Origin of the sequence: Burkholderia sp. AU31652 (genome assembly GCF_002223155.1) — a bacterium.
Taxonomy (GTDB): Bacteria; Pseudomonadota; Gammaproteobacteria; order Burkholderiales; family Burkholderiaceae; genus Burkholderia.
The window spans coordinates 1,070,507-1,082,577 of the sequence record NZ_NKFG01000005.1 but is presented as its reverse complement, the minus strand read 5'-3'; the positions used below and the strand labels follow the sequence as shown (position 1 = coordinate 1,082,577).

The following is a 12,071-nucleotide window of genomic DNA, read 5'->3' as shown; positions in this document are numbered from 1 at the left end:
CGAGCCGGCAAACCGGCCCGGATCATCCTGGGTGGATCAGCAGCACATGAGCGCTCAGTGCGGACGCCTTCTTCGCAACTCGTGTGTGGCATAGACGACCAGGAAGATGCCCAGCATCGCAATACCGGACGCCATGAAGTCGTTCGCGCTTCCCGAGCTTTGCAGGGACGTCGGGAAAATGCCGAGACTCAATCCTGCACCAGCAAGAAGCAGTCCTGCAGCCACGCCCCAGATCGGTCCGGCGGTCTTGTCGATTTTATTTTTCATACAGCACCCGTCTACAGTCATTACCTGAACGGTATCGGCAAGGGACGCCGCGTCTACCTTCAGTGATTCGACTATAGCCCGAAAAAAAATCGCAAACTTTTAGTGCTTTTCCCGATCAAGTTTTGGCGAATGCAATCGCCGGTGCTGTCGTGCAATTGCACGTTGATTGAAGCGTGTCGGGTCGACAAGATGAAACGGGGTGGCGGAAGGCAGCAGGAGTTGAAGTAACCGGCCCGGACACGACGCCTCAGTGATCGAACCAGCCTGAGAGGTGTTCGGAATGGCCCGTTACGTGCGCAATCCAAGCACGCCGAGGTAGGCGTCGAGCGAGCGCTGCACTGACTCGGCCACCAGGCGCGTGATGCCGCTGTAGTCGCCGGTCGTGCACGCCTCGTCCAGCGTATCGTAGTAAGCCAGCCGGTCTTCCTTGCGAATGACCGCTGGCGGATAGCCAGACTTCATCAGTTCGAAATTGAGTAGCAGCCGCCCCGTTCTTCCATTGCCATCGACAAACGGATGGATTTTCACAAACCGCGTATGCAGTTCGGCAGCCCGCGCCACCGGATGCATTGCTCCCGCCTGCGTATCCCAATCGATGAGCGCGGCCATTTCAGCCGGCAAATGCAGGAAATCCGGGGGCGTCGTGCTTGCGCCTGCGATCACGACGTTCTCCCGGCGATATCTGCCGGCCTCGCCGTCGTCGATCCCCTTCAATACCAGCCCGTGGATATTCCGGATCTGCCATTCGGACAGCGTCTCCTGCTTGCCGACGATTTCTTCGACATAGAGAATCGCGTCGCGATGATTGGTGGCCTCGAAATGCTCGCGCAGCGACTTTCCGCCGACCGTAATGCCTTCGAGTACGACCTTCGTTTCCCGCAACGTCAGCGTGTTGCCTTCGATCGCATTCGAATGATAAGTCCACTCCAGCATCAGCTTTTCGCGCAAAGACGCCAGCGTGTGCGGCGGAAGCGGACGCGCCGCGTCCAGCTTTGCCTTGTCGGCATCGACGGCTTCCAGCAGAAGCGATACGGACGAATCCATGAAATCACCAAAATCGACCAATGCGCGCCATTTTACTCCGCGTCGGGAATGGCGAATGGCGGAAGGCAGCAGGAGTCGAACCTACCCGGGAGTGTCTGACACCCCCAACTGGATTTGAAGTCCAGCCGTACCACCGGATACGAATGCCTTCCGTGGGGAAAAGAACCCAAAGAACAACGAGCGCCTACGCCTGAATACCCGCCCAACCGCTGTCAGGCCGCAGGAGGTGAAGATCGCGGTGGAAGCGAGTATACCCAACCCGGTCGAAGAACTCGAGAATCTGGATCGCGCGCTTGCGGCCGAGCCCCGTCGCATCGCGGAACGTCGCGGCATCGAGCCCGCCGGCGCGCAACGGCGCGAGATGCGCGACCAGTTCCGCCAGTTCGCGCACCACACCCGCGTGATAGAACAGGTCGCGCACGACCTGGTGCACGTCACCGCGCCGCGCGAGCTTGCGCAGCAACGCGCGCACCGCGTCCTCGGCCGCGCCCGTGTCACGGGCCAGGTCGCGCACCCACGGCGGATCGAAGCGCCCCGCGTGAATCAGCGGCAGCAGTTGCTGCGCCAGCGCCTCCTCGCGCGGCTCGAGGCTTACCGAATGCGACGGCAGGTGCAGCCACGGCCCGCTTCGCGCGACTTCGCCGCCGGCCACCAGCACATCGACGAGCGCGCGCCACAGCGCATCGCCGGCGAGCGGCGCTGACATCCGCCGCAACCGCGCGGCGTCGAGCCCCTGCTCGTCGGGCATGCGCTCGTGATACGCGCGCAGCGTATCGATCGCCCGCGTCTGCAGTGCGCGCCAGTGCGCCCGGGCAATCACCGCGCCGTCGTTCGACGCGGCGTCGCGCGGCCCGATCGCCAGCGCGTCTTCCGGCAAGGCCAGCGCATTCGGCGCGAAACCCGTCAGATGCGTGAGCATCGCGCGCGGGATGCCGAGCGGCGCCTGCGCGAGCAGCGCATCGAGGCGGCCCGCGTCGAGCCATTCGGCCAGCGCGTCGAGCCATGCGCGGCGCGCAGGCGTACGACGCTTGCGCGCCGGCCCGAACGGATCGAGCACGCGGCCGCCGCCGACCGTGCGCGTCGCCTGCGGATTGCGGACGATGAACCGGTCGCCCGGCAGCGCAAACACCGGCTCGTCGAATACGAGTTGCACGCGCATGCGCTGGCCGGCCGCGAGCGTATCGCCGTCGAGCAGCGCGACATGCGCGACGCGATGCAGCGTGCCGAGATGCACGTGCAGCGGCGCCCAGTGCGTCAGCGTGAGCCCCGCATCCACGAGCAGCGTCAGCTCGACGTCGAGACGCGGCGAGGTCGCGACGAGCCGCGCATCGGCGACGGTGTCGCCTCGCTCGACATCGGCCTTGTCGACCCCGGCCAGATTCAGCGCGCAACGCTCGCCCGCGCGGCCGGCCTCGACCGGCCGGTTCTGCGCGTGGATGCTGCGCACGCGCGCCGCGCCGCCCGTGCGCACGATCGCGAGCGTGTCGCCGGTCGCGACGCGGCCCGCGAACGCGGTGCCCGTCACGACGGTACCCTGCCCCGCGAGCGTGAACACGCGATCGACCGCGAGCCGGAACAGCCCGTCGTCGCGGCGGGCGCGCCACGCGATCGCCGCGTCAGCCAGGTAACGCTTCAACGCGGCGACGCCCGGATCGTCCGCAGCCGTCGCACGCGTTTCGAAAATCGGCACGCCGGCCAGCGTGGAGTCGTTCAGCCACGTGGCGATCTCGTCACGCACTTCGGCCACGCGTGCGGCATCGACGCGATCGCACTTCGTCAGCGCGACGGCGCCATGCGTGACGCCGAGCAATTGCAGGATCGCGAGATGCTCGCGCGTCTGCGGCATCACGCCGTCGTCGGCGGCAATCACGAGCAGCGCGAAGTCGATCCCGCATGCGCCGGCCGCCATCGTATGAATCAGCTTCTCGTGGCCCGGCACGTCGATCAGGCCGAGCACGTCGCCGTTGTCGAGCGGCGTATACGCGTAACCGAGCTCGATCGAGATGCCGCGCGCCTTCTCTTCCTTCAGGCGATCGGTATCGACGCCCGTCAGCGCGCGCACCAGCGTCGTCTTGCCGTGGTCGATGTGCCCCGCGGTACCGACGATCATGCAGCCGGCCCCGCGAGCGGCACGCATTGCGCGACGAACACCGCCTCGTCGGCGGCTTCGAGGCAGCGCAGGTCGAGCCGCAGCGCATTGTCGGCGACGCGGCCGATCACCGGGCGCGGCCATTCGCGCAGCCGTTTCTCGAGCTGCGCCAGTGCACGGCCGCCGCGCTTGCCGTCCGCCGTGCGTACGACGAGCCCGGCGCTCGGCAACTGGTCGACCGGCAGCGCGCCGCTGCCGATCTGGCTGAACATCGGCTCGACCGTCACGTCGAAACCGCTGCCGAGCGCGGCCTGCAGCGCCGGACGCACGCGTTCGGCGGCCTCGGCGATCTCGCGCTGCGGGCGCGTCAGCAGCCGCAGCGTCGTGAGCCGGTCGCGCAGGAACTCGGGCGACTGGTAGAGGCGCAGCACCGGCTCGAGCGCCGCGAGCGTCAGCTTGCCGACACGCAGCGCGCGCTTGAGCGGATGTTTCTTGATCTTCGCGATCAGCGCGCGATCGCCGACGATCAGGCCGGCCTGCGGCCCGCCGAGCAGCTTGTCGCCGCTGAACGTGACAACGTTTGCGCCGGCGGCGACGGTTTCCTGCACGGTCGTCTCGTGCGGCAGGCCCCATTGCGACAGGTCAGCGAGCGTGCCGCTGCCGAGATCGACGGCCACCGGCAGCCCGTGCTCGCGCGCGAGCGGCGCGAGTTCGGCGAGCGTCGCCTCCTTCGTGAAGCCGCTGATCGCGTAGTTGCTGCAATGCACCTTCATCAGCAGCGCGGTGCGCGGGCCGATGGCTTCCGCGTAGTCGCGCAGATGGGTGCGGTTGGTGGTGCCGACCTCGCGCATCCTGGCGCCCGCGCGGCTCATGATGTCGGGAATGCGGAATGCTCCGCCGATCTCGACCAGCTCGCCGCGCGACACGACGACTTCCCGTTTCGTCGCCAGCGCCGACAGCGCCAGCAGCACGGCCGCCGCGTTGTTGTTGACGACGGTCGCGGCTTCCGCGCCCGTCAGTTCGCACAGCAGATCGTCGATCAGGTCGTCGCGATCGCCGCGGCGGCCCGTGGCGAGATCGAATTCGAGGTTGACTGGCCGCGTCAGCACGTCGACCACCGCGCGCACCGCGTCGTCGGGCAACAGAGCGCGCCCGAGGTTCGTGTGCAGCACGGTGCCGGTCAGGTTGAACACGGCGCGCACCGCGCCCGCGCTCTGCGCGGCCAGCGTGCGCGCGACGGCCGCGGCGATGCGCGGCTCGTCGAGCGGCTCGGCCGCCGCCGGATCGTGTTGCGCGGCGGTACGCCAGCGTTCGAGCTCGGCACGCACGGCGTTCAGCACGCGCGTGCGGCCGTAGTCCGCGATGAGCGGTTGCAGCGGCGCCGACGACAGCACGCGCTCCACGGACGGCACGCGCGCCAGTACCGCATTCAGTTCATTCACACCGGGTTCGGTCACGTCGTTGTGGCTCCAGTCTCATGCTTCGCAGCGGGCCGGCGCCGGTGCTCGCGCACCGTCCCCCCCGGCCCGTGCCGTCAATTCGCGTCCCGCGAGACATCCGGCCACAGCAGCGGGTTCGGTGAACTGCGCTGGTAGCCGGCTTCGTTCATCAGCAGGTCGAGCGTGAGACTCGCGAGATCGTCCGCCAGCGGCTCGAACTCGTAGTCCTTGTCCTGATAGCCGATCTTGCGATAGGTCTTGCACTCGTCGCACGATTCGGCCTTGACCGCTTCGCTGCCGCCTTCGATCCCGTGATAGGCGATGCCTTTCGTCGAATCGCAGTGCGAGCACTTCGTGCGCACCATGTGCCACTCGGTCGTGCACAGCCCGCATTGCAGGAAACGGTAGCCCTGGTACTGGCCGCCGACCCGCACGACGCTCGCGACCGGATGCGTGCCGCACACGGGGCACAGCCCCGGCTGGTCGAGATACGGGACGTCGGCCGGCGGAACGCGGCTGGCGAGGTCCGTCCAGACCACCTGCAGCGCGGCCATCAGGAACGGCGCGATGGCCGGGTCGACTTCGGCGAAACGCAGCGCGAGGATCGCGTCGGCTTGCGCGTCGAGTTCGGCGGGCGCCATCAGGCGCAGCCGGTCGAGCAGCTTCGCGAGCTGCGGGTTGACGAGCCCGGCGCCTTCGACGCGGTCGAGCAGTTCGTACAGCACGGCGCGCCAGCGCGGATCGCGCTCGCCGTCGAGCGCCGGCACGAGCGGCATCGAATGCTCCTGCGCACGCGCGATCGCTTCCTTCGACGGCAGCGGCAGTTCGAGCGTTTGCAGCGTCGCGTGCTGCGCATCGGCGACGGTGGCCATCAGCCGCAGGTAGCCGCTGATCGGGTTCAGGTCGGCCAGCTTGCGCAGCCGCGCGGCGCGCGCCGAGAACGCGGTGGCGCGCTCCGGCAGGCGAAAGCGCGGGATGGCCGAATGATCGAGGGTCGAGATCTCGGTCGGTTCGAGGATGCGTTGTGTCACAAAAATATCTTCCAAAAAACAAGCGCCGACGCATCGGCGCTTTCGGGCGGTTCCGGCGAAGGAGCGGAGCAGCCCGCCGCGATTCGGCGAGCCGCCCCGCTCCGGTGCGTTATTTCACGCTTTCACGGAACCACTTCGGGTGATGCTTGCGAGCCCAGCCCAGCGTGACGGTGCCGCGCACCATCGCGCCGATCGAGCCCTTCACCCACAACGCCGCGTAAATGTGCACGATGATGCTCGCGATCAGCACGAAGGCCGCCACGGCATGCACGACAGCGGCCGCGCGGATCACCCCGATCGGGAAGTAGAACGAGAAGTAGCGCCGCCAGATCACGACTCCCGACAGCAGGAGCAGCAGCAGGCACGCGACCAACGTAAAGAATAGCAGCTTCTGCCCGGCGTTATAGCGCCCGACCGGCGGCAGCTTGTCTTCCTGGTTGGTCAGCACGTCGCCGATCTGCTTGAGCCACTGGCGATCGTCCGCGTCGAGCGCGTTGTGGTGCCAGAAGCGCACCACCAGGATCGCGAACGACACGAACATCACGAGGCCGACGAACGGATGCAGGATCCGCGTCCACTGGCCGCCGCCGAACAGCGCGGTCAGCCAGAACATCGACGGATGAAACAGCGCGAGCCCGGACAGCGCGAGCAGCACGAACGTGATCGCGGTGATCCAGTGGTTCGTGCGCTCGTTCGCCGAGTAGCGGACGATCAGGTTGGGGTCGTCGTGGTTCATTTCGCGTCCTCCTTGATGCGTCGCGCCTCGTCGCGCGCGGCCTGTTCCTCTTCGTCGCTCACCTCGTTCGGACCGACCCGGACATAGTGGAAGAACCCGGCAAGCGCGGTCAGCGCGATGCCGGCCACCGCGAGCGGTTTCGCGATCCCCTTCCACAGCTTCACCATCGGGCTGATCGACGGGTTGTCGGGCAGCCCGTGGTACAGCGACGGCTTGTCCGCGTGGTGCAGCACGTACATCACGTGCGTGCCGCCGACGCCCTGCGGGTCGTACAGCCCCGCATGCTCGAAGCCGCGCTCCTTCAGGTCCTCGATCCGCTCGGCCGCGTGCTGCTTCATGTCCTCCTTGGTGCCGAACACGATCGCGCCCGTCGGGCAGGTCTTCACGCAGGCCGGTTCCTGGCCGACCGCGACGCGGTCGGAACAGAGCGTGCACTTGTATGCGCGATGATCCTTCTTCGAGATCCGCGGGACGTTGAACGGGCAGCCGGTCACGCAATAGCCGCAACCGATGCAGTTCTCCTCGTGGAAATCGACGATCCCGTTGTTGTACTGCACGATCGCGCCCGGCGACGGACACGCCTTCAGGCAGCCCGGATCCTCGCAGTGCATGCAGCCGTCCTTGCGGATCAGCCACTCGAGGTCACCGGCCGGGTTCTCGTATTCGGAGAACCGCATCACCGTCCACGAATGCTCGGTCAGGTCGGCCGGGTTGTCGTACACGCCGACGTTGGTGCCGACCTCGTCACGCAGGTCGTTCCACTCCATGCATGCCGTCTGGCATGCCTTGCAGCCGATGCACTTCGATACGTCGATCAGCTTCGCGACACTCCCGGTCACCGGTTCGCGCACCGTGGGCGGTGGCGTCGTGGTGGCCGAGACGCGCTTGATATCCAGCGGTTGCAATGCCATCTCTTTCCCCTTACGCCTTTTCGACCTTCACCAGGAACGACTTGAATTCCGGTGTATAGGAGTTGCCGTCACCCACGGACGGAGTCAGGGTATTGGCGAGATAGCCGGGCTTCGTCAGACCCTTGAAGCCCCAGTGCAACGGGACGCCGACCGTCTGGACCTTCTTGCCGTCGACCGTCAGCGGCTTGATCCGCTTCGTGACGAGGGCGACCGCGATGATGTAGCCGCGCTTGGACGACACCTTCACGCGCTCGCCATGCGCAACGCCGACTTCCTTCGCGAGGTCTTCGCCGATCTCGACGAATTGCTCGGGCTGGATGATCGAGTTCAGCCGTGCATGCTTGGTCCAGTAGTGGAAGTGCTCGGTGAGCCGGTACGTCGTCGCCACGTGCGGAAACTCCGCCACCTTGCCGAACGACGCGCGGTCGTCCGGGAACACGCGGGCAGCCGGGTTGTTCAGCGCCTGCGGGTTGTTCGGGTGCAGCGGGTTCGCGTCGAGCGGCGTCTCGAACGGCTCGTAGTGCTCGGGGAACGGACCTTCGTTCATCCCCGCCCGGGCGAAGAAGCGTGCGACACCTTCCGGGTTCATGATGAACGGCCCCATCCCGTTTTCGGGCGATTCGTCCGCCTTGAAGTCGGGAATGTCGGCCCCCTTCCACGCGCTGCCGTTCCAGCCGATCAGCTTGCGGGTCGGGTCGAACGGCTTGCCGGCAACGTCACACGACGCGCGGTTGTACAGGATCCGCCGGTTCGCCGGCCAGGCCCACGCCCAGTTCAGCGTCTGGCCGATGCCGGTCGGGTCAGAGTTGTCGCGCCGCCCCATCTGGTTGCCGGCCTGCGTCCAGGCACCGCAGAAGATCCAGCAGCCGCTCGCGGTCGTGCCGTCGTCCTTCAACTGCGCGAACGCGGCCAGCTGCTCGCCCTTCTTCACGAGCGTCTTGGTCGGATCCTTCGGATCGGGCAGATCGGCGAGCGCCTTGCCGTTGAACTCCATCGCGAGCTCTTCGGGCGTCGGGCTTTCCGGGTTCGCGTACGGCCAGGTCAGGTTGACGATCGGATCCGGATACTTGCCGCCGTCCGTCTGGTACATCTTGCGCATGCGCAGGAACAGCCCCGACATGATCTCGAGGTCGCTGCGCGCCTCGCCCGGCGGCTCCGCGCCCTTCCAGTGCCATTGCAGCACGCGGCTCGAACTCACGAGCGAACCGTTTTCCTCCGCGAAGCACGTGGTCGGCAGACGGAACACCTCGGTCTGGATCTTCGACGAATCGACGTCGTTGTAGTCGCCGTGATGCTTCCAGAACTCGGAGGTTTCGGTGGCGAGCGGATCCATGATCACGAGCCACTTCAGCTTCGCGAGCCCGGCCGCCGTCTTCACCTTCGACGGCGACGCCGCAAGCGGGTTGAAGCCCTGGCAGATGTAGCCGTTCATCTTGCCGGCATTCATCAGCTCGATCACCTGCAGCAGGTCGTACTGCTTGTCCAGCTTCGGCAGGTAGTCGTAGCCCCAGTTGTTCTCGGCGGTCGCCGCATCGCCCCACCACGACTTCATGAAGCTCACGTGGAAGGCCTTGTAGTTCTTCCAGTAGCTCAACTGGTTCGGCCGCAGCGGCAGCTGCACGCGCTTCTTGATGTAGCCGTCGAAATCCTGCTCGGCCTGCATCGGCAGCGTCATGTAGCCCGGCAGCAGGTTCGACATCAGCCCGAGGTCGGTCAACCCCTGGATGTTCGAGTGGCCGCGCAGCGCGTTCATCCCGCCGCCGGCGATGCCGATGTTGCCGAGCAGCAGCTGCACCATCGCACCGGTGCGGATGATCTGCGCGCCGATCGAGTGGTGCGTCCAGCCGAGCGCGTACAGCACCGTGCCGGCGCGGCCGGGAACGGCGGTGGTCGCGAGCATCTCGCACACCTTCAGGAATTTCTCCTTCGGCGTGCCGCACGTCTGCTGGACCATGTCCGGCGTATAGCGCGCGTAGTGCTGCTTCAGCAGGTTGTAAACACAGCGCGGATGCTGCAGCGTCGGGTCGACCTTCACGAAGCCGTCGTCGCCGCGTTCGTAGTCCCAGCTCGATTTGTCCGGGTACGCGTGCTTCTCCGCGTCGTAGCCGGAATAGATGCCGTCGTTGAACGCGAAATCCTCGCGCACGATGAACGAGAAGTCCGTGTAGTTCTTCACGTACTCATGCTGGATCTTGTCGTTCGTCAGCAGATAGTTGATGACGCCGCCCAGGAAGACGATGTCGGTGCCGGTGCGGATCGGCGCGTAGTAGTCGGCCACCGAGGCCGTACGCGTAAAGCGCGGGTCGACGACGATCAGCCGCGCCTTGCGGTGCGCCTTCGCCTCCGTTACCCACTTGAAACCGCACGGATGGGCCTCGGCTGCATTGCCGCCCATCACGAGAATCACGTCCGCGTTCTTGATGTCGACCCAATGGTTCGTCATCGCTCCACGGCCAAACGTCGGGGCAAGACCTGCCACCGTCGGGCCATGTCAGACACGCGCCTGATTGTCGAATGCGAGCATCCCGAGACTGCGGATGGTCTTGTGCGTCAGGTAGCCGACCTCGTTGCTGCCCGCCGACGCGGCCAGCATGCCGGTGGTCAGCCATCGGTTGACCTTCGCACCGTCTTCCGCCGTCTCGACGAAGTTCGCGTCGCGGTCGGCCTTCATCAGCTTCGCGATGCGGTCGAGCGCGTCATTCCACGAAATCGGTTCCCACTTGTCCGAGCCGGGCGCACGATACTCGGGATGCGTCAGGCGGTTCGGGCTATGGATGAAGTCGATCAGGCTCGCGCCCTTCGGGCACAGCGTGCCGCGATTGACGGGATGGTCGGGATCGCCTTCGATGTGGATGATGCTCGGCCGGGCGTTTTTCGCGCCGTCTCCGAGGCTGTACATCAGGATGCCGCAACCCACTGAACAGTAAGGACAGGTGTTGCGCGTTTCGACGGTGCGCGCCAGCTTGTACTGTCGGACTTCGGCAAGCGCTTCGGACGGAGAGAAGCCCATCAGGGCTAGACTCGATCCGGCAAGCGACGTAGCCGTCACCTTCAGGAACTGGCGCCGGGACATTTGTAGCATGGCTGGTCTCGGCGTTATTGTGGGGGTGAGGAAACTGAAAGGAATTATAGACAGTTCGCGCAACTATGTTCGAATCTTCGGATCAATACTGAATTGTCTGATTACCAACGATGATCCGCGTTCCCCGCGCCACCGAACCGTCATGAAACGACAGATCACCTCCGAAGCCACCCGTCTCGCGCAAGAACAGGCCAACTGGGCCCTCACCGCGTTCAAGCGCTTCTCGTCCGACCGCTGCTCCGCGATGGCCGCGGGCATCGCCTTTTTCTCCGCGTTCTCGCTCGCGCCGATGCTCGTGATGGTGATTGCCGTGGCCGGCTGGTTCTACGGCGACGATGCCGCGCGCGGCCAGGTGTTCGAACAGGCGCACCAGCTGATCGGCGACGACGCGGCGGCCAGCATCCAGACGATCGTGCAGAACGCGCACCGCGCGGGCGAGCGCGGCGGCCTGGCCACCCTGATCTCGTTCGCCGCGCTCGCGATCGGCGCGTCGGCCACCTTCGCGTCGCTCAGCGCCGCGCTCAGCGTGATCTGGCCGGCCACCGAGAACCGCTGGTCGAGCATGCTCGGGCTCGTGCGCGTGCGGCTGATCTCGTTCGGGCTCGTGCTCGGCGTCGCGTTCCTGCTGATCGTGTCGCTCGTGCTCGACACCGCGATCACGTTCGTCGGCACCTGGCTGCTGGGCAATTCGCCGTACGTGATCGTCACGAACCTCGTGCAGTTCTTCGTCGGCATCGCGGTGCTCGCGGGCGCGTTCGCGTCGCTGATGAAGTTCCTGCCCGATGCGCGCGTCGCCTGGCGTGACGCCGCGATCGGCGGCATCGTGTCCGCGATCCTGTTCTCCGGCGGCAAGAAGCTGTTCGCGCTGTACCTTGCGCGTGCGGGCACCGCAAGTGCATTCGGCGCAGCCGGATCGTTCGCGGTCCTGCTGATGTGGCTGTACTTCTCCGCGATCGTGCTGCTGCTCGGCGCGGAATTCGCGGCCGCCCGCGGCAACGCGCATCGGCTCCCAAGTACCGCCGCGCCGAGCGCTTCCGCGCAAACCGATCGCCCCGGCGATCGCGCGCACGACGACTGAGGCGCCGCTTGCGCAACATCGCGGCACGCCCCCGCACACGCGTCTGCCCTTTGCAACCACGCTGCCCGCGCGCATTCGCGCGGCGTTGACACGTTCTTTGCATGCGTGCGCATTCGTTGCCGCAACCGCAAACGTTTGCACGCTTCCGTTTCGGTGCGCGGACGGGCTGAAACAGGCTTCCTGCCGCGATGCGCATCAACTAGTGAAACAATCGCATCGCAGCAATTGTCAACTTTTTCAAAAACAGAAACAGTCGTTGATGTACTTGATATATATGGACTTTTTCTCGCTGTTACCTTTTCGAGACACTTTATTTTTTAAGCTTTCTTGCGTCGATGGCACTGAGCTATTCTCCAATCCGCAACAAAAAACGATGAATCACTTGCGTGGAGAT

At 65.7% G+C, this 12,071-nt stretch carries 9 protein-coding genes and 1 tRNA gene; 1 reads left to right on the top strand and 9 read right to left on the bottom strand.

What is annotated here, in order from left to right; translation table 11 throughout:
* Positions 1-54: 54 nt before the first annotated feature.
* From CFB40_RS22450 to fdnG, 9 genes are all read right to left on the bottom strand, one after another.
* Positions 55-267 carry a hypothetical protein gene (locus CFB40_RS22450; RefSeq protein ID WP_089427917.1) on the bottom strand — a complete coding sequence of 71 codons (213 nt, stop codon included), beginning with the start codon at positions 265-267 and terminating at the stop codon, positions 55-57.
* A 288-nt stretch (positions 268-555) separates the two neighbouring features.
* A complete protein-coding gene (locus tag CFB40_RS22445) occupies positions 556-1,311 on the bottom strand; it encodes a Fic family protein (protein WP_089427918.1) in 756 nt (251 codons plus the stop codon).
* A 56-nt stretch (positions 1,312-1,367) separates the two neighbouring features.
* A tRNA-Sec gene (locus CFB40_RS22440) sits at positions 1,368-1,463 on the bottom strand.
* A gap of 32 nt (positions 1,464-1,495) precedes the next feature.
* Positions 1,496-3,421 carry a selenocysteine-specific translation elongation factor gene (selB, locus tag CFB40_RS22435; protein WP_089433279.1) on the bottom strand — a complete coding sequence of 642 codons (1,926 nt, stop codon included), beginning with the start codon at positions 3,419-3,421 and terminating at the stop codon, positions 1,496-1,498.
* Entirely contained in the window at positions 3,418-4,857 is a 1,440-nt protein-coding gene (selA, locus tag CFB40_RS22430) for an L-seryl-tRNA(Sec) selenium transferase (protein WP_089432413.1), read from the bottom strand. Before selA ends, selB begins: the two co-directional genes overlap by 4 nt.
* Positions 4,858-4,934: 77 nt before the next feature.
* Positions 4,935-5,870, bottom strand: coding sequence for a formate dehydrogenase accessory protein FdhE (fdhE, locus tag CFB40_RS22425; RefSeq protein ID WP_174971920.1), 936 nt, complete (start codon positions 5,868-5,870; stop codon positions 4,935-4,937).
* Between the two features lie 109 nt (positions 5,871-5,979).
* Positions 5,980-6,606, bottom strand: coding sequence for a formate dehydrogenase subunit gamma (locus CFB40_RS22420; protein ID WP_011355693.1), 627 nt, complete (start codon positions 6,604-6,606; stop codon positions 5,980-5,982).
* Complete coding sequence (fdxH, locus tag CFB40_RS22415; RefSeq protein ID WP_089432411.1) at positions 6,603-7,517, bottom strand: formate dehydrogenase subunit beta; 915 nt, start codon at positions 7,515-7,517, stop codon at positions 6,603-6,605. The genes CFB40_RS22420 and fdxH overlap by 4 nt, the downstream gene beginning before the upstream one ends.
* 10 nt (positions 7,518-7,527) lie before the next feature.
* Positions 7,528-10,599 carry a formate dehydrogenase-N subunit alpha gene (gene fdnG / locus CFB40_RS22410; RefSeq protein WP_143329873.1) on the bottom strand — a complete coding sequence of 1,024 codons (3,072 nt, stop codon included), beginning with the start codon at positions 10,597-10,599 and terminating at the stop codon, positions 7,528-7,530.
* 142 nt (positions 10,600-10,741) lie between these two features.
* On the opposite strand from fdnG, the gene CFB40_RS39185 reads away from it, so the two are divergent.
* Positions 10,742-11,677 carry a YihY/virulence factor BrkB family protein gene (locus tag CFB40_RS39185; protein ID WP_089427922.1) on the top strand — a complete coding sequence of 312 codons (936 nt, stop codon included), beginning with the start codon at positions 10,742-10,744 and terminating at the stop codon, positions 11,675-11,677.
* Positions 11,678-12,071 lie beyond the last annotated feature (394 nt).

What these genes read in the sequence shown, in the direction of transcription:
- CFB40_RS22450 (WP_089427917.1), bottom strand. Translation starts at nt 267, where the DNA reads ATGAAAAATAAAATCGACAAGACCGCCGGACCGATCTGGGGCGTGGCT.
- CFB40_RS39185 (WP_089427922.1), top strand. Translation starts at nt 10,742, where the DNA reads ATGAAACGACAGATCACCTCCGAAGCCACCCGTCTCGCGCAAGAACAG.
- fdxH (WP_089432411.1), bottom strand. Translation starts at nt 7,517, where the DNA reads ATGGCATTGCAACCGCTGGATATCAAGCGCGTCTCGGCCACCACGACG.
- selB (WP_089433279.1), bottom strand. Translation starts at nt 3,421, where the DNA reads ATGATCGTCGGTACCGCGGGGCACATCGACCACGGCAAGACGACGCTG.
- CFB40_RS22445 (WP_089427918.1), bottom strand. Translation starts at nt 1,311, where the DNA reads ATGGATTCGTCCGTATCGCTTCTGCTGGAAGCCGTCGATGCCGACAAG.
- CFB40_RS22420 (WP_011355693.1), bottom strand. Translation starts at nt 6,606, where the DNA reads ATGAACCACGACGACCCCAACCTGATCGTCCGCTACTCGGCGAACGAG.